We start from the raw sequence: 23,363 nt of genomic DNA, 5'->3' as shown, positions 1-23,363 counted from the left end.
TTACTTTTTAACCGAAGTGGAATCTGGATTTTGAGTAACAGGCTCGGTTAAATCCATTCCACAATCTGAGCACTTTTCGCCTTCTTTGCCAATGATTTCGGGATGCATTGGGCAAGAATAAGACTGGGTCACTTTTGTAGATTCGTTTTTGGCTGAATTACAAGACCCCAGCACTAATATTAAGGCAACAATTATTAAATTTTTCATTTCAATTATTTACAACGATTTTTGATAAAGATTTTCTTAAAAAACTATTTGAACTGGTCTGAATTTTTTTTTGGCATCCGACTAAATTATCGCAATGGCAGTAAGTTGAACCCTTACAGGGTTCTAGTTTTCTTATGGTTATTTACAATTAACATAATCTAACCCCTCTGGGGTTATTAATTTTCGGCTATTTAGAAAATCAAAATAAATAAAGATTCATTCCTAGAATAGCAATTTCTTTCACTACATATTCTCAAAATCAAAGGCTACACTTAAATATTCCCAACTCATTTTTACTTTTCCTTTTTTGTCATTTGTAGCCAATACTTTATAAGTCAATGCCTCGGTTATTTTCTTACTTTTGCTTGGTTTCACGCTCAATCTTAAAATATCGTTTTCTTGTTTGTAATCATCCGCAAGGTGCATATCCCAAGTTTTGCTAAGAATAATCGTCCACGTTTTATTGTTGGGAATAGTAAAAAAGCCATATCTCCCTTTTGGAATATGTTTGCCTTGAATCATTACATCTTGCGAGAAATCAATCCAAGTAGCATGGTGGGCTCCCGTTGCCCATACTTGGTTGTAGGCCACCAGTCCGTTCCAAATTGACCTCCCTCTTACACTTGGTGAGCCGTATTCAATATGTACATGATTGCCGCCCACCATTGCCATGGCAGTCATTTTGGGGCTTTTGGGCTTTGCGGCTGTTTTGGCAGTATCGGCTTTGGGCTGATGGTTTTCGTGCTGAGCAAACACATAGTTTGATAAAATTACGCTCAAAACGATTAAGATGTTTTTTTTCATTTTTTTAGTATTTAAATATTATTTTCTTTTACGACTTACAAAAAACAGAATAAATCCAGAGAGTATCGAAAATAGACCGAACACAGAAAACGCTCTCAATAACCAATTAGAGATATTGTCTCTGCTTTGGTAGTCCATGGTGTGCATCATCCATAAAAAATCAAAAACTCTCCATTTGTTGTTTCTGAATTTTTGGACAGTTCCTAACTCAGCAGCCACATACACAGTGGTACCAGAAGAATGTCCAAAAGTAACGGCATAAGCCGGTAAGGGCTGCTCGCGATATTCATGGTGGCCATTTGTCGTCGTTAAATATTCAACTTTGCTTATTTCAGCCTCTTTAGAAAAACTATTTTTAGCAATATTTACAGCCTCGTTTTCAGTTAAAGCATTCCGCAATTCTCCTGTTTGTGCATTTGCAAGCTGAATTTTCTTGTCTCTATCATGTAGTTTGGAGTAAGTAATTTGGTAAAGCGGCTCACCAAAAATCTGAATCAATTTCAAGTCAAAAACAAAATTTATGCTGTCTTTGACTTTTATTTTTTCAATAATAGCCTGAGGACTTGCTAAATCGAGGTCAGCTCCCAAGGGATGAATATGAGCTTTTTGATGATCGCCATGAATTTCGTCCATGTCAGACCAACTGAAATACAAACCGCCCATCGTCCAGAACAGAAACTGAATACCTAAAGCAACTCCTAAAAAACGGTGTACTTTCCTGATTTTCCTTTGAAACTCGCCTTTCTTCATTATATTGGTTTATTTTATTTTGCTGGATAATTAAAAACAGATGAAATGCTATTTTACTTCAAAATTTAACATCATTCCATCGTCTTCATGCTCCAGATTATGACAGTGGAGTACAAATTTTCCTTTGATTTCAAATGTCATTGCAACTTGTACTTTCTCACCCGGAGCTACCAGAACCGTGTCTTTCCATCCTTTTTCATGCGGTAGAATAGCCTTTCTTCCACCAGATCGCGATACAATTTGGAACATAACTCCATGAACATGCATAGGATGGGCTTCATCACCGGTAGAATTATCAAACTCCCAAAGCTCAGTAGAACCAAGAGTAACCGTTTCATCTATCCTTCCTGATTTGAAAACGTTTCCATTGATTTTGTGCATACCCTCGTTGCTCATCATATCCATTTTCAGCGTAAAAACCCTTTTATTGCTAGTCGAAGGAAGTTTCGGAACTGGAATTAAAGTACTCGGCAGCTTGAACGTATTGTTTTCTTGCCGTTTAATATTAAAAGCCAAGATGTCAAAAGGTTGATTGCCTTGGGCGTTTCCCATTGTAAAAAATGTCTCGCTTTTTAGGAAAACCACCTCTCCAACCTTCATTGTCGAAAAGTCTACCAGAATATCTAACCTTTCGCCCGAACCCAAAATGACATTTTTTACTTTTTCTGGCTGAGGCAAAATTCCGCCATCCGAACCAATCACATAAAATTCAGCCGAATTACTGAGACTTAAATTATAAATTCTTGCAGAAGAACCATTTAGAATTCTGAACCTATAAAAACGGGTGGAAACATCTAAAAATGGTTTATGTGTGCCATTGACCAGTATATTTTCTCCCAAATAACCCGACATAATTTCCATCATGGTCGGGCTATATTTTATTGTACCATCGCTTGCTATTCTTTTGTCTTGAATTATTAAAGGCACTTCAAATTCGCCACTAGGCAATGCCAATGATTTTTCTTCATCAGACTCCACAACGAAAAGCCCCGCCAAGCCTTGCGTAACTTGCTCTCCAGTAGATTCGTGTAAGTGTGGATGATACCAATTTAATCCTGCCTGTTGGTTGACGGAAAACTTATAATTGAATGTCTCATTTGTCATCACCATTTGGTCGGGATGCCCGTCCATCTCGGCAGGGATTTTTAGGCCATGCCAATGGATATTCGAATGGTCTGATAACTTATTGAGCAAATTGATATTCACATTTTCTCCTTTTTTTACCCTGATGGTGGGTCCTAAAATGCCCTCTCCATAACCCAGCACATTTACTTTTGATGCCGACAAAAGAGCCTCTGAAGTATTTTGAGCTACTAAAGATGTATTTCCAGAAACCGTTTTGGGGATTTTTAAAGGATTAATAAACAATCCGGCATTTACTTGAGGAACAACGGCATCACCATGGTTCATGCCGCTCATACACGAGGACAAAATACCTGAAGATGTGAGCAAACTCGCTGAACCAAATCCTAAGGTCATTAAAAAATCTTTTCTTTTCATTTTATAGTTTCTATTGTACTACCGCAGGTTAACATCATAGAACCATAATATGGGTTCTTTACGGAGTTTTCTTTGCTAAGCCAATTGGCTCCTTTTCCGTCGTTGGCCATGGGGCAGAATTGATAATAAACAGGCGATGCTTGCTTTGATACTTTTGTCAGCTGATACATGCTTTTTGAAAGAGCAATAAAATGCTCTCTTTGGTGAGTGGGATCTTTTGTCTCTGCAATACGCCCAGCATCAAGGCCTAAATCCTTCACCACTTTCATCCAAACAGTATGTTCTTCAGCCGTAAGTTTTTCCATTTTTACAGCAGAAATTGCTGATGATAGTACGCCAGCTTTGCTTGATGCTAGCTCCCCATCTGTTTTTACTAAAGCATCTTTTAAAGCAAAATAATTATCAAAAACTGCTTTCAAAGTTTGTATTTCCTGTTTCTGTGCCGGCATGTCCGCATGGTCATGCATGTCAGTTTTAGAAACTGTGGCTACAACAGATTCTTTGTTTTCCGTCAATTTTGCTTTCCTTTCATATTGACAACAAGAAGGTAGCTGGGAATAAGTATCAAGCGGAGCGAGATAGCTGTCGCTGTCATAGCCAGCCAATGCAATCCGTTTTAAAATTTCATCTCGATTGGTCTTTTTTGAATCAAAAGTAAGTGTAGCCATTTTGGTTTCTTCGTTCCAATCTACCTCTGCGATTTTTTTTACGTTGCCCGCTTTTTCAATGGTTGCCTCACACATTTCGCAATTTCCATAAATTTTCACAGTTTCTGAAGAGGCATTTTTTATTTGAGCTTTACATGCTACAACTGACAACAATATGAAGATTGTTATCAATATTTTTGGTATCGATTTCATTTGAAAAAATTAAAATAATGTAAAAAAAAGGGGTTAACAGTCTCAAAAAGACGTAATTATCCCATGAGAAGAAATAATCAGCTTATTTTTGGAGGTTGCCAATTGCTGTAAAAACCAGCGGTTGTATCTGAAACGTGAAGGAAAGAAATCGAAATTTCTTTGTATAAAAATTGAAAATCGTATTTGATTTCTAAGGTTGCTGGTAAAACAGACAGGGAAAATAAGGCTCCACATTTACAAGATGGATGGTTACAATTTCCACCACAATCATCATGCTTTTTTTGATTTTCAGCTACTTTTTTTGTTTTACAACAGTCCTTCTTTCCAGATTTACAACAAGACTTTTTTTCAGAAGTATCTTTCATTTTACCGCAAGCCACAGCGTCTAATGAACTAAACGAAGTCCCTAGAATTATAAGTGCGAACAGTATTTTGAAAAATTTAGTCATTTGAATAAGAACAACGAGCAAAAATAAAAAATGTTTCCAATAATTTAGAAAAAGCCGAACAGATATTTTTGTTGATCCACATTTATTTGCAAAATCTCACCTAATTCTATTTTTTAATTATTTCTAAAATGATTTTTAATTATACACAAATTAGACTTAATAAAAACACAAAATGCTCATTTTGAGACAAAACCAAACAAAGTACAGACTTTTTAGAAACGGAATCAAGTAAGTAAACTTAAAATTTGTCCAAATTTCTGCCGATTTAAAACTTCATATTTTGAATCCTGACAGCATTCAAAATAGCCAATAATGCCACCCCTACATCGGCAAAAACCGCCTCCCACATGGTGGCTAAACCGCCCGCTCCAAGTGCCAAAACAGCACCTTTAACTACAAATGCCATTGTGATATTTTGCCAAACAATTCGCTTGGTTTGTTTACCAATGTTGATAGCCATCGGTATTTTTGATGGCATGTCGTCTTGAATTACTACATCGGCTGTTTCAATGGTGGCATCGCTTCCCAAGCCTCCCATGGCAATACCCACATCGCTTAGAGCCACCACTGGTGCATCATTTACGCCATCACCCACAAAAGCTACCGTTTGGTTTAAGGCTTTGAGTTCTTTTACTTTGTTCACTTTGTCTTCAGGCAACAAATCGCCAAACGAATTTATTATTCCCAATTTATCCGCAACAAATTTTACCACAGAACTTTTATCTCCACTCAGCATGGTGGTATTTACACCCAATTTTTTGAGTTTATTGACAGCCAATTGTGCGTCTTCTTTAATAATATCAGCTATGGTGAGGTAGCCAGCAAACTTTTTGTCATACGCTATGGCTATCAAAGTATACACTATGGTATTCGGGTCAAAGTCATAACCAATACCAAACTTATCCATCGATTTGAAATTCCCAACCAATAATTCTTTTCCATTAACTTTGGCTTTTAACCCATACCCAGCTATTTCTTCAACCTGTTTAAGTTCAATGTTTGAATCTATTTTACCCACAAAATCATGAATGGCAGTGGCCACAGGATGTGTACTTTGACTTTCCAAAGCATTGACCATTTGTAAAATTTTATTTTTGTCAAAATTAGAAATGAAAACAACTTCTTGAACCTGAAAAACACCTTCCGTCATGGTTCCTGTTTTGTCCATTACAACATTTTGGATATTGGCTATTCGGTCTAAAAAATTACTTCCTTTAAACAGAATTCCGTTTTTAGAAGCTGCACCAATTCCACCAAAATAGCCCAGAGGAATACTGATAACCAAGGCACAAGGACAAGAAATAACCAAGAAAACTAATGCTCTGTATAACCACTGACCGAACTCATAATTTTCTACAAAGAAGTAAGGCAATCCAGTTATGAGAATCGCTAAAAGCACGACAATTGGTGTGTAAATTTTTGCAAACTTCCTGATAAACAACTCAGTGGGGGCTTTTTGAGCTGTGGCATTTTGCACCATTTCCAAGATTTTGCTCAATTTGCTATCTTTATAATTAGTCGTAACTTTTACTTGAGAAACGGTATTGAGATTTATCATTCCAGCCAACACCGTTTCGCCTTTGGATTTGGTATCGGGCATACTTTCGCCTGTGAGAGCCGCTGTATTAAATGAGGCCGTTTCGGATAATAGTTCGCCATCCAAACCCAGTTTTTCACCCGCTTTTAGTTGAATTATATCACCAATATTTGCTTTGGCGGCTTTTATGCTTTTGGCTTCATTGTTTTGCAAAACCGTAACCTCATCTGGTCTTTGATCGAGCAAACTTTTAATATTTGCCTTGGCTCTTTTTACGGCCAATCCTTGAAAAACCTCCCCTACCGAATAAAATAACATCACTGCCACACCTTCGGGATATTCACCGATGGCAAAAGCCCCAACGGTAGCTATAGACATCAACAAAAATTCTGAGAAGATTTCGCCTTTTAGAATACTTTGGAGAGCCTCTTTCAGCACAGGAAAACCAACAGGCAAATAAGCAGCTGCATACCAAAGGATTCTTAGCCAACCTGTAAACCAAGATTGAGAGAAATAGTAGTCACAGGCAATGGCCACTAGCAACAATATTAAACTGATAATGGCTGGCATAAACATTTTGGAAACACCCATGCTTGCTCCTACATGATTATGTTCTTGCTCATGATTATGTTCGTCCGCCGCACAGCAGCCACCAATTTTTGTCGGAGAAGTGTTGGCCAAATTATTAATTTTTTCTTCTTCCGAACAGCAGGTCATCTTGCCTTGGTCGTCGTAAGTGTGTATATGATTCGAATCCATGTGCCAGAAAGTTTTTATATGAACAAATGTAGGTGGATAAGCAGTGCAACAGGTTTTCAAAAAGGAAATTTAAATTAAATTGCCTTTCAAAAATAAGAATAATTCAAAACTCCTTATGGTTTAAATTTAAACTTTCTAAACCACCAATCAAACATCCTTTACCCTAAAAACCACCACCATAGCCGACAAAGCTGTAAGAATCCCTATAAAGGCTATGCTAAAATTAATTCCAAAACTATCTGCCAACAAACCCGTTGTTATAGCTCCAATCGCATATCCTAAATCTCTCCAAAACCTAAATGTACCCAAACTCTCGGCCCGTTGTGAAGGATGCGTAAACACTGAAATGGCATTGATAAAAGTAGGATAAACCAAAGCTGTACCCACCCCCAGCAATGTGCCAATAGCCGCAAAATGCCAAAATAAATCTGCAAATAGCAAAGCTAAAATAGACAAGGCTTGAACGGACATCCCGATAAAAAGTAGCCATTTTTTAGAATAAATGTCAGAGAGTTTTCCAGTAAAAAGTTGGCTTAGACCCCAAACCGTTGGATAAATGGCTGCCAAAACGCCCACTTGCGAGGAAGAAAACGCCAATTTGAGTAAAATTAAGGGTAACAAACCCCAAATCATGCCATCGTTGAGATTATTCACAAGCCCAGCTTGTGTAATACCGCTGAGCGATTTATGCCTAAAAGTGGTGTCGATAAAAATATTGGAAAGTAAAGCAATTTTACTTTCAATTGCCTCATTTCTAACATATTGCTTGGTGTCTTTTACAAATACCAAACTTAAAAACAGGCCTAATACTGAAAAAATGATTCCAAGGTAAAATGGATAAGGTCTGAGGCCATAATGGCTAGCGATATAGCCAGTCAAAAAAGCAACAATTCCGACCGAAACATAACCAGCAAACTCGTTGATTCCCACGGCGAGTCCTCGTTTTTTGCTGCCTACCAGGTCTATTTTCATTACTACAGCCATGCTCCAAGTGAGGCCTTGATTGATACCCAACAATATGTTGGCGAAGATAATCCAGTTCCATGAATTGGCAAAAATCAGTATAAAAGGAATAGGCAAACCAAAAATCCAGCCGATGACCAAGAGATTTTTTCGGCCTAAGACATTGGCCCATTTACCTGTAAAATAGTTACAAATGGCCTTGGTTATGCCAAAAGCCACAATGAACGAAAAAATGGCTGTTTTGGAAGAAATACCAAACTCTTGTTCTGCCAAAGCAGGCAAAACAGTACGTTCCAAACCTATCATTCCGCCAACAAAAGCATTGATGACCACCAAAAGTGAAAACTGTTTCCAATTTTCTTTTAATCCAAACTTTATATTTTCCATGATAATGATTTTATGAAATAGCACATCTGTTAGCTCCCGCTTCTAAGTCTATTGGGTTGATGTCGCTAAAATCGCCTTGAAGATTTTTTTCAACAATTACAAGGTAATTGGCTCGTGTAGCGGGAATTCGACTAATGATAGTTTCAATGAAATCTATTTCATTCAATTGCAAGAGAGGAATTGATTTTACTTTTCTTAATGTACTATTAATCAAAAGATTATCAAAATCAATAGGCTGACTTGTGTGGGCAGGTAATACAATTATTTCGTCATCAAGGCTCAATAATTTTTGAAGTGATTGGTACAAAAGTTTTGCTTTTACTTTCATTCCTTCGCTATCTGCCTTCAAATCGGGTCTTCCAACACCATTTATAAATAAGGTATCACCAGTTAGTAATACTTTATTATCAATGTTAAAACTCATACTTTCCAAAGTATGCCCTGCTGTTGAAATGGCTGAAACTGTAATATTTCCAAGATTGAAAACAGTTTCATTTTCGATGGGTTGATACTCGAAACGTAGGTTATTGTTAGCGGGTAAAAATAAGGCCGCACTATTTTTCTCAGCCAATTCCTTCGACCTAGAGAGGTGGTCTGCGTGTGTGTGGGTTTCTATAACACATTTTAAAACCGCATTATTGGCATTAAGATATTGCTCATACACGTTTATATCCAAAGAAGCATCTACTACAATAGCTTCATTATTAGCAATTATCATGTATGATAAACATCCTTTTCCTGTTCTCCGAAATTGAATTACATCAAAATTTGGGAAATTAATGGTTGCAGTGTTCCAAGCCAAACTCCACGCTTTTAAGCCTCCTTCCAATGAATAAGTGTCATAACCTTGCGTTTTAAGCATTTCAGCCGCTACCAAGCTCATTTTGCCACCTGCACAGTAAGTGACAACGGGCACACTTTTATCAAGGTGTAAACTACTAAAGGCACCAAAATCATTGTTTTTTAACTTGTCGTAAGCGTTAAAATGAATACTGTTAGGAATATGCCATTCTGCTCTTTCCGAGATAGGACGTATATCGAGGATTAAAATCGGTTGCCCGATTTCAATCCAATTACGTAAAGTATTGACATTAATAGTTTTGATTGCTTCCATTATGTTTAAATTTTAAACAAATGTAGAAGCCCTAATTTTGGCAAAAATTAACAAATGATAAAAAGCAGATTATTAAACAAAAAAAATCAAACGACTTTTTGAAGAAAATTCTCCCAATCTTCGGCCATTTTTCCTTTCAGTACACGTGGGAATTTATGCTGTCCGCCTTCTTTTCCGTGGCTTTTCATCCAGTCTAAAAACACAGCAGTTGGCAGTACTTTACAAAAAATATTTTTCAAAGCATGACTTCTTTCTGTCGCATAGTCGTCATTTAGAAGCTTGATTTTCTCATCCAGTTTTTGAGCCAATTCATTCTCGTTTAAGCAATTGTCGCTGCCCACATACCATTGATGGGCAAATAAAGGCGGATATTTTTTACCAATAACTGTAAATTCTTTGATCGTGATTTGCATTTCTTCGGCCACTTCCATAATGGCCTTGTTCATGTTTTCTACAGAAAGATGCTCTCCACAAAGGCTTAAAAAGTGTTTTGTACGACCTGTAATTACGATTTCAGCAGTCTTTTTATCTATAAACTTTATGGTGTCGCCTATCAAATATCGCCAAGCTCCCGCACATGTACTCATCAAAAGAGCATACTCTGTTTGTTCTTTTACTTCGTTGATCATCAAGGTTTCTGGCTTGGGTTTTAGGTTTCCTTCTTCGTCAAAATTGGTTTCAGTAAAAGGAACAAACTCATAAAAAATGCCATTGTTTAGCACCATTTGTAAGTGGCCATTTGGTCGGGATTGATAGGCTATAAAACCCTCTGAGGCTAAGTAAGTCTCTAAATAATAAAAAGGTTTTGTAAGGTTCAGCAATTTATTAAATCCCTCTCTATAAGGATCTATCGAAACGCCACCCCAGCCAAAAGCAACCAAGTTAGGCCATATTTGGTGTATATTTTCGACTTTATGGAAGGCAATTATTCGCTCAAAAAGAATTTGAATCCAGGCCGGTACCCCAGCCACAAAAGCTACATCCCAATTCGGTGCGTTAAGGGTTATTTCTTGTAATTTTTTCTCCCAACTTTTTTCTTGGCTGATGGCTTTGCCGGGTTTAAAAAACTTCTCAAACCAAAATGGTATTTTGCCGACCGTAATTCCACTTAAATCGCCCTCAAAATGGTCATCAATTTGGTTGAGTCTGGTACTACCGCCCAAGAGCAAATACCCTTTTTCAAAAGTTTCTTTGGGCAAATCTCGAAAATGACCAAGCGTAACAATCTGAGCAATACTGGCTCTGTGAATGGCTTTTATCATGGCTTTGGTCACTGGAATGGCCTTAGAAGCAGCCTCAGAAGTTCCCGAACTCAAGGCGAAATATTTGACTTTGCCTGGCCAAGTGATGTTCTTCTCGCCGTTTCGGGCTTTTACCCACCATTCATTGTACATCTTGTTATAGTCATGAATCGGCACTATTTCTTTGAAGTCTTTATAAATGGCCTGTTCTTTTTTTAGGGTTCGAATACCCGCAATTTTCTCAAAATTATAAAGCCGTCCAAACTCCGTCTTCCGTGCTTTTTTTAACAATTTGAAAAGCACCTTTCGTTGATGCTTAGCGGGTTTAACAATCCTGATTTTTTTAATATTGGCTGTTATAGCAATACTTCTTTTGATGATACTCCCCAACAAGGCCATAATTATTTTGAACATTTTAGCATTCGCAAAATTAAAATGAACTGTAGGTTTATAAGGGGTATTCAATGTAAAGAAATTGTTTTATTTTCATTAAGAAATCACATAAAACACTGATTAATAACTATTTCCTAATATTATGACTATTATTTAATAACAAAACAAGCGTAGTTTTGAATATTTAAATTTTACGTGTTTTGGAGGAAATAAAAAAATATAAAACTGTCGTAATTTCTGACGTTCATCTTGGTTCAAGCGGCTCCAAAGCTGAAGATGCTACTACATTTTTGAAACAACTTTCTTGCGAAAAACTGATTCTGAATGGCGATATCATCGATGGTTGGCAGTTGAAAAAATACGGTACTTGGAGGAAAAAACATACGGGTTTTCTGAGAGTGGTACTCCGCATGATGGAAAAAGACAATACAAAAGTGATTTATATTCGTGGTAATCACGATGATTTTCTGGATCAGGTGATGCCTTTGGTGGTCGGCAAAAACTTTCAAATCAGACGCGATTATGTGTTGCGGTCGGGCAAAAAGAAGTTTTTTGTAACCCATGGCGATGTATTCGATTCCATCACTTCACACATGAAATGGCTGGCTTATTTGGGAGATATTGGTTATACTTTTCTGCTTTGGATCAACAAGTTTTATAATCAATACCGCAGTTTTAGAGGTTTGCCTTATTTTTCACTTTCGCAATCTATCAAGCAAAAAGTAAAAATGGCGGTCAATTTTATTTCAGACTTTGAAGAAAAATTGGCGGAATTGGCCAAAGCCAGACACTGTGATGGAATCATCTGCGGGCATATTCACAAACCAGACATTAAGACATTTGATGGCATTACCTATATGAATTCGGGCGATTGGGTAGAATCACTCTCTGCTCTTGTTGAAGACCACAACCATGAGTGGAGTTTGGTGTATTTCTACACAGTTCCCAAAATCGAAATCCCACTTAAGAATGAAAAAATCACTTTAGAAGATTGGCCAAAGGCAGTTTAAAACCAATATTTTGTAAACAAACATCCCTAATTATTAAAACGCATTCAAAGAATAAACCCTTGCGTATTAGTGCCTTAGCGGTTAAACCAAAGCATTTATGAAATTTGCATTTATTATTCAGGGTGAAGGAAGGGGACATCAAACTCAGGCTATTTCATTGGCAGAAATGCTCATGAGCAATGGTCATGAGGTCGCTGTTGCACTTGTGGGCACTATAAATCCAAAAAAACTTCCCGTACTATTGGAGGAAAAAGGGAATTTCAAAATGGAGACTTTTCAAAGTCCTAGTTTGGTTTATGACCCCAAGACAAAAGCCCTCAGTTTGCCCAAAACGGTAAAAAATGCCTTGCCAAATCTCCGAAAATACATTTCGAGCATCCGTAAAATCAAAAGAATAATTGATCAACATCAGCCAGACATCATCATCAATTTCTATGATTTTTTGGGAGGATTATACACCGCTTTTTGTAATCCCAAAGCCCAAGTAATGTGTATTGGTCACCAATATTTGCTTTTAAACAGAAACTTCAACCATCCTAAAAATCATTGGTTTGATAAACAAATCGTAAATTTTAATACTAGAATTACAGCTCTGGGAGCTGATAAATTACTGGCTTTATCTTTTAGCGAATTTCCAAGCGACAAAGGTATTATAACAGTGCCACCGCTGTTAAGAAACGAACTGGTATATTATTCTACAGAAAACCATGGTTATATATTGGTATATCTTACCCAAGCCGAATTGGTGAGTGAAATTTTTGAATATGCCAAAGAAAACTCAAAGGTGCAATTTGAAGTTTTTGTGGATAAAGTGATAAACGAAGTTCCAGGAAACGTCCATATCAATCCGATTTCATCTTCAGTTTTCATTCAAAAAATGACCAAATGTAGCGGAATTATCAGTACCGCTGGCTTTGAATCTATCTGCGAGGCCATGTATTTGGGTAAACCCGCCTTGATGGTTCCCATAAAAAAACACTACGAACAACTCTGCAATGCCCACGATGCCGAACGTGCAGGAGCCGGAATTTATGCTCCACGAATTGATGTAAACCTATTCATGGAATATCTAAAACAAGACACAATTCGCAACCATCAAGATTGGATAAATCAATCAGAAAGCATCTTTATGAGAGAATTGGGATTAAACAATGTTGCTTCCAATTCAGAAAAAATTCTACAAATTTAGTTTTTCCATTCCTTTCTGATTTCATAAAAATTTTCCAAAATATTTTGGGAAATTAATAATATGCCTATATTTGCAACCAAATGGTTTCGTAAATATATTCTATGATGAGAAGAGATGTTTTTCAGGCAATCGCTGACCCTACCCGTAGAGCCATCATAGGCCTTGTTGCCTTGGGTGCTTTAACGCCAAACGCTATGGCGGAGCATTTTGAAATCAGTCGTCAGGCGGTCTCCAAGCATTTGAGAGTACTTACCGAATGTGAAATCGTGAAACAGCAACACCATGGCCGAGAGATATTCTATCATTTGCAAATAGAAAAAATGAAAGAGGTGGCAGATTTTATAGAACCCTACAGACAAATGTGGGAAACCAAATTTGACCAATTAGAAAAGGTATTGAACACCCTAAAATAAAACAATATGAAAACAAACGTAGTAAAAAACCTCAAAGAAAAATCAATCTTGGTTTCGCGAGAATTTAATGCTCTCTTAGAAAAAGTTTGGCGAGCCTACACCGAAAGTCAACTGCTTGACCTTTGGTGGGGACCATCGCCTTGGCGAGCTGAAACCAAAACCATGAATTTTGTCGTGGGTGGATATTGGTTGTATGCCATGGTGAGTCCTGAAAACGAGAAAAGTTATGGAAGAATGAATTATACGGCCATTGAACCTCAGAAGTTTTTTGAGTTAGAGGATAGTTTCTGTGACGAAAACGGAGTTGTCAACACCGACTTACCGGTTTCGAGAGGTAAAACTGTTTTTACTGAAACATCAAACGGGACTTTGGTGGAGTTCAAAATCAGCTATCAGACCGAAGCAGAAGTGCTACAATTGGTAGAAATGGGCTTTGAACAAGGCATATCGATGTGTATAGAGCAATTGGTGGTATTATTTAAAGAAAACAAAATATGAAAAACTCAATTTTGAAAAGCACTTTGGCAATTCTTGCTGGATTTGTTTTGGGAGCCGTTTTGTCGTTGGGTACAGACTTTTTACTGAATTCGTTGGGTATAATGTCGATGCAAAACTTCAAACAAAATTCTACCTTAATAGTAGCATTGGTAGTTATTTATCGTTTCGTTTTTAATGTTATGGGGTGCTATTTGACCGCAAAATTGGCTCCAAACAAGCCGATGAAACATGTAATTATAATAGGCATTATAGGTACAGTATTGAGTATTGCAGGTGCGGCGGCCATGTGGGATCAAGCTTTGCCATGGTACAACATTGCTATCATCGTGATTTCCCTCCCGAGTGCTTGGCTGGGAGGAAAGTTGTATTTAGATAAAAAAAGTAAAGTTTAAAAAAACATGTCATTTTTGTAAGCAAATGACATTTCTAAAACAATCAAGTTTAGGCATGCTTGTTAATTCAAGCATGCTTTACCAAGATTTCTTTGAGGCTCAATCTACTTTTTTTCTATCACAAACTTATCTAAAACCTTCCCTGTTGCGGTTATTTGCTTTATTTCTAGCGTTTTGCCGTTTACCTCCGCCAAGGTAAAGGAATGAACATCCGAAACAAACTTGCTCGTGAACTTCATCCAATTGTCGGTATCGGTTGTTTGGTCTACGTTATACAAATCATTTCCGCCAGCACCAGAAACTATATAAATAACACCCTGAGGAGACTTTATTTTTTTGCCATCAAATTTTTTATCCAAAGTCCATTTGCCACTTACTATTCTGCCACGAACACGTTTCAAGTCCTCAGAGGCAACTATGTCTCCGTTGTCATCTGGCTTGAAGGTAAGCGGAAACGAACGTTGATAATTATGTACATGGCCGTTGAAAACGACATCTACGCCACCTTTCTCAAAAATGGGTGATAGCAAACGCATGTGCTGTTGTTCGTAATGTGCTCTTGATGAATTGAAACCCGGATGGTGAAACATTACAAAATGCCAAGTGGCGTTTTTGGCCGCCGCCAAGTCTTTTTCTACCCAATCGAGAATTTCTTTGTTGGTCCAGTCGACATAAGGATTGGAGTCGAGAATCGTCCAGTGGGCATTGCCATAATCAAAAGAAAAGTTGGCCATAGCGGGGTATTTGCTTCCTGCACTTTTCAAAAAAGAAGCCCGATTTTCGTCATTGGCTATAAGATGAGGCACAAGTACACTTCCTTCTGGTTTTTGTGGGCCATTTAGAGGTTGGCTCCAAAACATATAATAGGCCAAAGCTTCAGGGTAACTATCTAAGTTTCGGGTTTCTATGTCGTGGTTTCCAGGAGCAGCAACAAAAGGAATATAACTCATCATCGGCACACCATTGGTGTCTGCTTTTTCAGCATTATAAATCGGCCAAAACTTTGAATCATACTCAGTAATTAATCCCCTATTGTAAACTATATCACCCGTAACCGCCACAAAATCTGGATTGGTTTTGAATGCTTGCATCGCAATATCTTTTTGCTCACGGGTATTGGCACCGATATCGCCAAATGCTATAAATTTATAGGCTTGGTCAGCGGCTTTTAAAGTTTTACCTTTTGAGGCAAATTGATCGCTGCCGTTTCTCATTACTTTGTAGAAAAACTCCTGACCTGGTTGTAGATTATTTAAAGTAACAGTAAATAAATATCTTGGATTTATTCCTTTGGCTTTTATTTCAGACATCAATGGTGGGTTTGCTTTCGTCCAAGTTCCATTTTCAGCTGTTTTGTATTCCAAGCTCCATTGGGCATCTACTTGGGCAGTTTGCCATAATATTTCTATGGATTGACTATTGGGATTTGGCCCGATTTGCAAGTAAGGCCTTACGATAAAACTGTCATCTTTTTGTGCAAATAAATTTCCATTTATGATGAACAAAAAGGCCAAAAATAAGATTTTAAAGTTTTTCATTTATGTTTATATTTTCACGCAAAGTCGCAGAGACGCAAAGAAATAATCATTCCATTGTCTGTCTAAAAACTTTTCGTGGATGTTTCATTTATGATAGATTGAATATTCTATTTTGTTTAAAGTTCAACTCTTTTTCTTTCTAAATACTTGGTGACGATCTCCAAGCAATCCTCCAGACTTGGCACTTCAATATTAGCGATTTTAGCTTTATCGTCCCAATGTCTGAGTTTTATACTTTCTTCAAAATAAGATTGACCTTCAAATTCTTCAGCTTCAGTTTTTTTCATAATACCTCCCTGAAAAGCAAGCGTCTTTTTGCTTGCCTCGGAGAGGTCTTGGTAATAACTTGGATTTTTATAGCAAAGGTATCGCTTGGCTGGAACATGGTTTTCTACAACGGTCTGGATTTTTTCGGAAAAGCCTCGCTCCTTCAACCAAACTTTGGCAGCAGCTTCGTGGTCTTTTCTTCCATAAACTTCCATGGCATTTTCTTCCTCAGTATCTAACAAATGACCGATATCATGAAGAAACGCCGCCACCTGCATTTCTATGGATTCCTCCTCACTTATGGCCAACATCAAACTTTGAGCTGCATGCTCAAATTGGCTCACTTTTTCACCAAAATATTCATCTCCACCATTTTTGAAAAACAAATATTTGATTTCTGAAATAATAGCTTTGTTAGATTTTTTCATGTGTTGATATTTAATTATTGGTTTCCGACTAAATAAAGTAAATCAATATATCTATTTGTAGATTAAACCCTTTCAGGGTTTCTAATTCAAAGGGGGTCATTTTTATTATAATCATATCACCCCTTCGGGGTATCAGTTATTTATATTTTAGACCTTTAATTTTAAATATTTAGTCAGACACTAATAATATTTAATAAGAAAAACGGAGCAAATGCCCCGTTTTCTTTCTGTATTCATTTTTAACTTTATAAACTTAACTCTACGACAAGTTCTTATTTCAACATCCAAACCATATCATTGATGTCGTCTTTACCACTAAATTGGCTGGCTAAAGCCGCCTTGTAATTGATAGCGTTGGTCGTCCTTTCAGACAATGGATATTGCCAACGAACAGCTATTCTGTTTGAATTTCCATTTCCTACACCTTGATAAAACTTAGGAAAACCAGTACGTCTCCAGTTGAAATACGCCTCCATTCCTGAATTCATAAAAAACGCCAAATATTTCTGAGTTAAGATTTTCTCTAATCCCGCTACACCAGCTTCGTATTTGACATTGGCTTGACCAACATAATCTGCCATTTTAAAATCGATATTGAAAGTTCTGGCATCTGCGGCATCTCTGCTACCGGTTTTTGAATACGTCATGGTATTGGCTCCGTCTTTGATACCGTAAAAATCCATGGAAGCTGATACGCCTTGGTTATACCATTTTTCGGCATCGGCAGTGGCCCAACCTCTGTTTACGCCTTCGGCAATGTTGAAACACATTTCAGGATATCCCACGATAAAGGTATTTTCTCCAACGTAGTTAGAGTAATAACGTTTACGGTTTTGGAAAGAATAAACACCCGGAGCGAAGTCCGAACCATTGTTAACACCCGCCTTAGAGCTCATGTCGGCCAAGTCTTCGCCTGCCTCCGCACCTGCATAGGCACTGAAATCTGAAGCCAATTTACCAGCCTTCAAAGCCCCACCTGCTGGCTCACAAGTGACCATTACACGTGGGTCATTTCGCTCTGTCAAACGCTCCACATAAGCTTTAGACATGTTTTGACGAGTAGCATCGAATCCAAAATTATCTGGGTTTGAAGGATACTTATTATACAGATTAGATACAAACTGAAGACTTTCCGAATTAGAAGCAAACAAAGGATATTTGGTAGGATTAGATACGATAGCGGCAAATTTGGCTTTAACGCCTAAGTCGGCATCTGCATCTTTTTTACTCAAACTCACCAATACTCTCAATTGAAAAGCATTTACCGCTTTTTGCCATTTTTTCAAATCTCCGCCGTAATAAAAATCACCTGTAAGTGTTTGGTTTCCTTTGGCGATAAGGGTTGCAAACTCCGCATTTGAATCTTCCAACAACTTCAGAATCTGCACATACACTTGTTTTTGGGTATCATACTTTGGATTCAAATTTTCAATACCTTTAAGGGACTCGCTCATAGGCAAATCCCCTACCCTTTTCGACATTTGATCATAGAAGAACGCTCTGAAAAACTTACCTGCGGCAGTATAAGGATTTACAGCATCTGCTCCCAACTTAATGGCCTCTTCTTCCATTTTTACCACATTTTTCAAGGTCATAAAATGATCTGGAGCGGCTGTCCAAGTGTACTCATTGGTAGCGTAGTAGTTGTAGTTTGACAAATAGAACTGATTCCAACGCATTTCGGCACTAAACGGACGACCTGTATTGTTATACATATCAGCTTCTATTCCTTGCAAAACTAAGGAAGCAGGAACACTTACTGGGCTATTACGATTTACCTCCAACTCTTCGAAAGTTTTTTCGCAACTCATGCTGAACACCATCAGCAATGACAATAAAACTATATTTAATTTATTTTTTAACATATCCTTTAATTTTTTAAAATGAAAACTGAGCTTTTTAGAATTTAATCGCAACGTTTACACCATATCTACGAGTTGAAGGTGTCTGTGTACCAGAACTTCCGCCACTCAAATATTGGTTAAGGTCGATGTCTTTTTTCTCTGCAAAATAGAATAAGTTACGACCTACCAATGATACCGAAACATCTTGAAAAGTCTTACCGATGATGTTTTTAGGCAAAGAATATCCGATAACCAATTCTCTCAACATGCCAAAAGAACGGCTCATCAAGTTACCTTCGTCTGAGTTGTAGTATCTACTTACCCAGTCTTGTAGGTATTGCTTGGTAGTATTTGGAGAGTAGGTCAACTCACTGTAATTGGTCACTTTTCCGTCTAAATCAAACTTCAAAGCCGAAGTACCGTTGATCTGAACACCTTCGCCTACATAAGATTTAACTCCCAAATAATCTTGATAACGGGCCTCACCCATTGCACCCGTTACTAAGTCAATGTGACGACCACCTCTAAAAGTTTGTTTTTGGATATAATTAGACAACACCCCACCAATTCTTCCATCAAACTGGAAGCCCAAAGTGATGTTTTTGTATGAAAACTTGTTGTTGATACCAAAGACAAAATCAGGGTTCATGTTACCCAAATATTGATTCACAGGAGCATAAATTGGTCTACCCGAGGCGTCGTTGATGATTTGACCTTCTGACGTTCTCACAAAAGCACGTCCATAGTATTTATCTACTCTGTCTCCAACTTTCAAGAAGGTATTCAAGTTATCCACGCCAGGATAAATCTCAGTAAGTTTCTCTTGGAAAGTTGAGTAGTTAGCAACTATGTCCCAGTTAAGCCCATTTGACTTTTTCAAAGGCGAGCCCGTAATAGCAATCTCCAATCCTTTTTTCTGAGTTTTGATACCATTTACCAAAGCCGAAGTATAACCCGTAGTACTAGAAATTGGCAAGTTGAATATTTTAGGACCTTCGTCAGACACAAAATAAGTAGCGTCTAAGCCAATTCTGTTTTGCAATACTCTGAAATCCAAACCAATCTCTTTTTGAGCAGTGGTAGAAGGTTCAATATTTGGGTTGGTCAAAGTGTTTGAATAATAGGCGGCCGTTTGGTTGTTGTATGCAAATGGCGTAAAATAAGCTGCTGAGTTTTGGTAAGTTGGACCGTCATAAGGCGATGCGTATTGGTCACCATAACCTACAGGATATGAAGAAAATGGTGTTGCTCCAATGCTCGATTGCGTTAAACCATCCTTTACGTTGGCATAAGATGCTCTCAGTTTCAAGAAAGAAACAAACTCTGGCAACTTCACATAATCAGTAAGGGCAGTAGCTACCGAAACAGATGGATAGAAGAAGGTATTGCTACCCGCTGGCAGTGTTGAAAGCTTGTCTACTCTACCAGTAGTAGAAAGTGTAGCAATGTTTTTATAAGAAAAGTCAGCCGAATAATATGCCGAATTCACTCTCATATCTGAGTTGAAATTGTACATTTTCACCGGATTGGCCGAGTTGCTGAAATTGTATAAACCCGGAACGTTCAGATAATCCGTTTTACCAAACAAGGAGTTGTATTCAAAAGTCCGGACGTTTCCGCCTAACCAAACTTTGGTGTTGAAGTCCTTCACAATGTCTTTGTCAAACCTTACCAATATGTCGGTATTGTTTTCAAAAAGGTTTCTGCGGTCTTCTGAATAGTCGCCTCTTCTTTCGTCGCGACCGTAGCTACCCGCACTGTAAGGCAATTTTTCGGTACGTAGCAAATTCCAAGTGGTTACTTGCGAACGAAGCATTACGTCTAAAAAATCTGTAAACTTGTAAGTAAGGGCAGTTTGACCTACGATATCAGTTTTGTAATGACCTCTCAACCATTCATAACTCATAAAATAAGGATTGTTGTAGCGTTGATATTCTGCATAAATCTGCTGAACACCCTCTTTGCCTGGCTGCCAATAGTTACGCATATCGTCCACGTCCCAGTCAGCAGCACCCCACAACACCATGTTATAAATGATAGAGTTCGGTCCGTAGTTTACGTCAGGAATGTTTGGCGTATATTGTCTGTTGTACTGAAGATTAGACTCAAACTTCAGCTTTTTTGTAAAATTATAATCCGCCGCAACGTTGAAGTTCGTAATATTTAACTTCGTATTTGGTGTTATACCTTTTTGGAAAATATGTGATGTAGAAAAACGCAAATTGTGTTTTTCACCTGTTGAAGAAACAGACAAATTGTTAGTAGCCAATATACCCGTCTCAAGGAATCTCGTTAAATTGTCTTTACCACGAGCCACATAGGGTGTAGGGGTTCTTTTCCCAGTAACTGGGTCGATAGGTGAATCGTACTGCGAAATTGGTTGCCCCTCAAACTTCGGTCCCCAACCGCCGTCATAATCACCGTCGTTAAGTCCGCCACCTTTGCCATCTACAAATGAATACTTGCCGTGATCGCCAGGGCCATACTCATCTTGTACTTTTGGAATAGCATAAAATCCTTTGTCTGCCATTGTTGATGAATTAAAATCAACCGAGAAACCTCTCTTATCTTTTGAGCCTCTTTTGGTTGTAATCAAAATCGCACCGTTTTTACCTCTAAATCCATAAAGTGCTGATGCCGATGCTCCTTTCAATACCGAATAAGTTTCGATATCGTCTGGGTTTACGTTCCAAGTATCAGAATTTACAGGCACGCCGTCTATCACAAACAGTATGTCCGAGTTTCCTCTCAACTGAATGTTGGGTTTTCTAAGAAGTTCTGGTTGCATACCTATGGTCAAACCAGCCACTTTACCTACTAAAGCACTTACAGCATTCGGTTCGCGGGCTTTTACAGTGGCAGCACCGTCAACAGTTTGAATCGCCACACCGATCCTTCTGGCGTCTTTCTTGATACCCAAGGCCGTCACCACCACTTCCTGAAGCGACTTGGTGTCTTCGGTCAAACGAATCTCAATTTGAGATTGAGACCCAACGGTGATTTCTTGGCTATTGAAACCAATAGAAGAAAGTACCAAAACGCTGTTTTTGTTAGGCACAGAAAGTTTAAATGCTCCATTAGCATCTGTAGTAGTACCGCTTCCAGTACCTTTGATAAGGATACTTACACCGGGAATCACTTCGTTTTTTTGATCTTTAACGCTACCCGAAATAGCGATTTGGGCAAACGAAACTGCCGAACTGAGTAGCAGAACTAATGCGAGTGTAAGCTTTTGAAAATTGAGAAAGTGTAAAAGTCTTTTTTTCATAAATGAAGACATTTTGGGTTAAGTAAAAAATTCACGCCGCAAAAGTCTGCATCAAATATTAACTCAATGTTGTGGATGGATTTGTTTACCGAAACGTAATAGAGCGGCTTTATTATTAATAATTATTTGACAAAAGCATTAATGTTTCATCATAAAATAAATCCGCCAAAAGTTTAAGATGTAGCGATTAGAATACTTAGATTTCCTCCAACTTTCTTTGTTGAAATTTGAAATTCAGGAGTTTAACCAAGAAAGGTTTGGAAAGAGTTGCTGCTTTTCTTCGATAAAGAATTAGTAAGAATGCAAAACCCGAAAGTAAGACTAATATCCGATAGGCGAAGGTCTTCAGAATATCAATTTTATAGGGAATTTTGGAAAACTCAGCGACATCTGAAGTTTTTAATCTGTAAATGGGATTGGTGTACAAAACCGACTTTTCGCCTACCACTTCAAACCTTACATATTTATCAGTTTCTTGCAAAATCACCTGTCCGTGTGGGTCAACCATAAACACCTCTCCATTTCTTACCAATTTTACCCGATTGATATTTCCCGAAAAACTGTAATTAAGGGTATTGCCTTTTAGGCTTATTTTTTCCAAAGAAACGTCCACAATACCTTTGTCAGAAGAGTAAGACACATGATTTCCATTTTTCAGGGCGTTTACAACATCAAACTTGGTCTTGTTTTCTGTCATTATCAAATTAAAGAAACGGCCAGGTGGTTGCTTTTTCAAATCATGCGTGTCGTCATTGGCCAATATCCACGACAAATGGCCTTGGTTGAGGGCATAATCCCACAAGTCAAAAGACTCAAAATAAGGACTGAGCACTTCCATCAAATCATAGCCCTTTAAATATTTCAGATCTTGGGTATTGAAGCCTTCCCCCAAGCCTGGATGTGTTAGAGCTACAAGCGAAGCGGTTTTCTTTAAATTCAGAATTCTAGTTTGTTTTTGAGACAAACTTTGCCCCAACGGAAAATCAAGATTATAGGCTTCGGTGGCATCGATGGCCAACAAATGTGTTTTGGAAACATTAAACCCTTGTTCGTAGCAAGGTATATATAACAGGCTGGTGTCATTTATTTTAGAAATACTGTGGTAGTTAGAAACGGCGGCTATGGAAAACCCTAGCTTTTTGTACTCCTTAATTATCTCATCATCAGAATTATGGCCATTCGTGATTCCACCCCAAGCTTGTCCATGTGCATGAAAATTAGCTTTCAAAGTCTTTTTTTTAATCCAGTTTTGGTAGGGATTATAAAATGACGATGGGCGGTTGATTGGAGTTTGTGAAAAACTAAAAATTTCGGATTGGTAATACAAAGCAACAAGGGCCAATGTAAGCAAAGCAAACAAAGATTTAACAATTCCTTTACTGACTTTTGCCAACCTATTTTTGATTTTAAATGGATATTTGAGGGTGTTTGTGACATTCATAATATCCAAAATTAGATTTCGAATATTACTTCAATAATAAACTGTGGTTAAGGAAACATTAAGGTTTGCAAACGAGAGAAAAACATTCAACCGTTTTATATGTATTTATAT

The 23,363-nt window shown here is 37.8% G+C and carries 20 protein-coding genes; 5 read left to right on the top strand and 15 right to left on the bottom strand.

Going from position 1 to position 23,363, the window contains the following annotated elements; genetic code table 11:
• The 10 genes from EGI26_RS19370 to EGI26_RS19325 all read right to left on the bottom strand — a co-directional run bounded on the left by EGI26_RS19370 (position 1) and on the right by EGI26_RS19325 (position 10,985).
• Positions 1-207, bottom strand: coding sequence for a heavy metal-binding domain-containing protein (locus EGI26_RS19370; protein ID WP_255080725.1), 207 nt, complete (start codon positions 205-207; stop codon positions 1-3).
• 243 nt (positions 208-450) lie between these two features.
• Positions 451-1,011, bottom strand: a complete 561-nt coding sequence (locus tag EGI26_RS19365; RefSeq protein ID WP_255080724.1) for a DUF2911 domain-containing protein — start codon at positions 1,009-1,011, stop codon at positions 451-453.
• Positions 1,012-1,029: 18 nt separating this feature from the next.
• A complete protein-coding gene (locus EGI26_RS19360; RefSeq protein ID WP_255080723.1) occupies positions 1,030-1,761 on the bottom strand; it encodes a hypothetical protein in 732 nt (243 codons plus the stop codon).
• Between the two features lie 48 nt (positions 1,762-1,809).
• On the bottom strand, positions 1,810-3,261 hold the full coding sequence (locus tag EGI26_RS19355) for a multicopper oxidase family protein (protein ID WP_255080722.1): 1,452 nt from the start codon (positions 3,259-3,261) through the stop codon (positions 1,810-1,812).
• Positions 3,258-4,121 carry a DUF3347 domain-containing protein gene (locus EGI26_RS19350; RefSeq protein WP_255080721.1) on the bottom strand — a complete coding sequence of 288 codons (864 nt, stop codon included), beginning with the start codon at positions 4,119-4,121 and terminating at the stop codon, positions 3,258-3,260. The genes EGI26_RS19355 and EGI26_RS19350 overlap by 4 nt, the downstream gene beginning before the upstream one ends.
• Positions 4,122-4,198: 77 nt before the next feature.
• On the bottom strand, positions 4,199-4,570 hold the full coding sequence (locus EGI26_RS19345) for a hypothetical protein (RefSeq protein WP_255080720.1): 372 nt from the start codon (positions 4,568-4,570) through the stop codon (positions 4,199-4,201).
• Between the two features lie 265 nt (positions 4,571-4,835).
• On the bottom strand, positions 4,836-6,866 hold the full coding sequence (locus EGI26_RS19340; RefSeq protein WP_255080719.1) for a heavy metal translocating P-type ATPase: 2,031 nt from the start codon (positions 6,864-6,866) through the stop codon (positions 4,836-4,838).
• A 147-nt stretch (positions 6,867-7,013) separates the two neighbouring features.
• On the bottom strand, positions 7,014-8,216 hold the full coding sequence (locus EGI26_RS19335) for an MFS transporter (protein WP_255080718.1): 1,203 nt from the start codon (positions 8,214-8,216) through the stop codon (positions 7,014-7,016).
• 10 nt (positions 8,217-8,226) lie between these two features.
• Positions 8,227-9,330, bottom strand: a complete 1,104-nt coding sequence (locus tag EGI26_RS19330) for a rhodanese-like domain-containing protein (protein ID WP_255080717.1) — start codon at positions 9,328-9,330, stop codon at positions 8,227-8,229.
• Positions 9,331-9,416: 86 nt separating this feature from the next.
• Complete coding sequence (locus tag EGI26_RS19325; RefSeq protein ID WP_310587975.1) at positions 9,417-10,985, bottom strand: GH3 auxin-responsive promoter family protein; 1,569 nt, start codon at positions 10,983-10,985, stop codon at positions 9,417-9,419.
• A gap of 179 nt (positions 10,986-11,164) precedes the next feature.
• Here EGI26_RS19325 and EGI26_RS19320 point away from each other — a divergent pair, with 179 nt between their 5' ends.
• The 5 genes from EGI26_RS19320 (at position 11,165) to EGI26_RS19300 (ending at position 14,466) form a co-directional block, all read left to right on the top strand.
• On the top strand, positions 11,165-11,974 hold the full coding sequence (locus EGI26_RS19320) for a UDP-2,3-diacylglucosamine diphosphatase (protein ID WP_255080716.1): 810 nt from the start codon (positions 11,165-11,167) through the stop codon (positions 11,972-11,974).
• 97 nt (positions 11,975-12,071) lie between these two features.
• Complete coding sequence (locus EGI26_RS19315; protein ID WP_255080715.1) at positions 12,072-13,163, top strand: glycosyltransferase family protein; 1,092 nt, start codon at positions 12,072-12,074, stop codon at positions 13,161-13,163.
• 104 nt (positions 13,164-13,267) lie between these two features.
• The gene (locus tag EGI26_RS19310) at positions 13,268-13,576 is read left to right on the top strand and encodes a helix-turn-helix transcriptional regulator (protein ID WP_255080748.1); all 309 of its coding nucleotides are present in this window, start codon (positions 13,268-13,270) and stop codon (positions 13,574-13,576) included.
• A gap of 6 nt (positions 13,577-13,582) precedes the next feature.
• Positions 13,583-14,074, top strand: coding sequence for an SRPBCC domain-containing protein (locus tag EGI26_RS19305; protein WP_255080714.1), 492 nt, complete (start codon positions 13,583-13,585; stop codon positions 14,072-14,074).
• The gene (locus tag EGI26_RS19300; RefSeq protein WP_255080713.1) at positions 14,071-14,466 is read left to right on the top strand and encodes a hypothetical protein; all 396 of its coding nucleotides are present in this window, start codon (positions 14,071-14,073) and stop codon (positions 14,464-14,466) included. The genes EGI26_RS19305 and EGI26_RS19300 overlap by 4 nt, the downstream gene beginning before the upstream one ends.
• Before the next feature lie 104 nt (positions 14,467-14,570).
• On the opposite strand, the gene EGI26_RS19295 is transcribed toward EGI26_RS19300, so the two are convergent.
• The 5 genes from EGI26_RS19295 to EGI26_RS19275 form a co-directional block, all read right to left on the bottom strand.
• Positions 14,571-16,004, bottom strand: coding sequence for a metallophosphoesterase family protein (locus EGI26_RS19295; protein ID WP_255080712.1), 1,434 nt, complete (start codon positions 16,002-16,004; stop codon positions 14,571-14,573).
• Positions 16,005-16,120: 116 nt separating this feature from the next.
• Positions 16,121-16,699, bottom strand: a complete 579-nt coding sequence (locus tag EGI26_RS19290) for an HD domain-containing protein (protein ID WP_255080711.1) — start codon at positions 16,697-16,699, stop codon at positions 16,121-16,123.
• A gap of 272 nt (positions 16,700-16,971) precedes the next feature.
• Positions 16,972-18,564, bottom strand: coding sequence for a SusD/RagB family nutrient-binding outer membrane lipoprotein (locus tag EGI26_RS19285; RefSeq protein WP_255080710.1), 1,593 nt, complete (start codon positions 18,562-18,564; stop codon positions 16,972-16,974).
• Between the two features lie 34 nt (positions 18,565-18,598).
• Positions 18,599-21,811 (bottom strand): SusC/RagA family TonB-linked outer membrane protein, encoded by a 3,213-nt coding sequence (locus EGI26_RS19280; RefSeq protein ID WP_255080709.1) that lies wholly within the window; start codon positions 21,809-21,811, stop codon positions 18,599-18,601.
• 196 nt (positions 21,812-22,007) lie between these two features.
• The gene (locus EGI26_RS19275; protein ID WP_255080708.1) at positions 22,008-23,252 is read right to left on the bottom strand and encodes a hypothetical protein; all 1,245 of its coding nucleotides are present in this window, start codon (positions 23,250-23,252) and stop codon (positions 22,008-22,010) included.
• Between the last annotated feature and the right edge of the window lie 111 nt (positions 23,253-23,363).

It is taken from the genome of Lacihabitans sp. CCS-44 (assembly GCF_024343735.1).
Taxonomy (GTDB): Bacteria; Bacteroidota; Bacteroidia; order Cytophagales; family Spirosomataceae; genus Leadbetterella.
This window is presented reverse-complemented; position numbering and strand designations above follow the sequence as displayed.

Coding starts and splice junctions, on each gene's coding strand:
- EGI26_RS19370 (WP_255080725.1), bottom strand. CDS start 207: ATGAAAAATTTAATAATTGTTGCCTTAATATTAGTGCTGGGGTCTTGT.
- EGI26_RS19365 (WP_255080724.1), bottom strand. CDS start 1,011: ATGAAAAAAAACATCTTAATCGTTTTGAGCGTAATTTTATCAAACTAT.
- EGI26_RS19360 (WP_255080723.1), bottom strand. CDS start 1,761: ATGAAGAAAGGCGAGTTTCAAAGGAAAATCAGGAAAGTACACCGTTTT.
- EGI26_RS19355 (WP_255080722.1), bottom strand. CDS start 3,261: ATGAAAAGAAAAGATTTTTTAATGACCTTAGGATTTGGTTCAGCGAGT.
- EGI26_RS19350 (WP_255080721.1), bottom strand. CDS start 4,121: ATGAAATCGATACCAAAAATATTGATAACAATCTTCATATTGTTGTCA.
- EGI26_RS19345 (WP_255080720.1), bottom strand. CDS start 4,570: ATGACTAAATTTTTCAAAATACTGTTCGCACTTATAATTCTAGGGACT.
- EGI26_RS19340 (WP_255080719.1), bottom strand. CDS start 6,866: ATGGATTCGAATCATATACACACTTACGACGACCAAGGCAAGATGACC.
- EGI26_RS19335 (WP_255080718.1), bottom strand. CDS start 8,216: ATGGAAAATATAAAGTTTGGATTAAAAGAAAATTGGAAACAGTTTTCA.
- EGI26_RS19330 (WP_255080717.1), bottom strand. CDS start 9,330: ATGGAAGCAATCAAAACTATTAATGTCAATACTTTACGTAATTGGATT.
- EGI26_RS19325 (WP_310587975.1), bottom strand. CDS start 10,985: ATGTTCAAAATAATTATGGCCTTGTTGGGGAGTATCATCAAAAGAAGT.
- EGI26_RS19315 (WP_255080715.1), top strand. CDS start 12,072: ATGAAATTTGCATTTATTATTCAGGGTGAAGGAAGGGGACATCAAACT.
- EGI26_RS19310 (WP_255080748.1), top strand. CDS start 13,268: ATGAGAAGAGATGTTTTTCAGGCAATCGCTGACCCTACCCGTAGAGCC.
- EGI26_RS19305 (WP_255080714.1), top strand. CDS start 13,583: ATGAAAACAAACGTAGTAAAAAACCTCAAAGAAAAATCAATCTTGGTT.
- EGI26_RS19300 (WP_255080713.1), top strand. CDS start 14,071: ATGAAAAACTCAATTTTGAAAAGCACTTTGGCAATTCTTGCTGGATTT.
- EGI26_RS19295 (WP_255080712.1), bottom strand. CDS start 16,004: ATGAAAAACTTTAAAATCTTATTTTTGGCCTTTTTGTTCATCATAAAT.
- EGI26_RS19290 (WP_255080711.1), bottom strand. CDS start 16,699: ATGAAAAAATCTAACAAAGCTATTATTTCAGAAATCAAATATTTGTTT.
- EGI26_RS19285 (WP_255080710.1), bottom strand. CDS start 18,564: ATGTTAAAAAATAAATTAAATATAGTTTTATTGTCATTGCTGATGGTG.
- EGI26_RS19280 (WP_255080709.1), bottom strand. CDS start 21,811: ATGAAAAAAAGACTTTTACACTTTCTCAATTTTCAAAAGCTTACACTC.
- EGI26_RS19275 (WP_255080708.1), bottom strand. CDS start 23,252: ATGAATGTCACAAACACCCTCAAATATCCATTTAAAATCAAAAATAGG.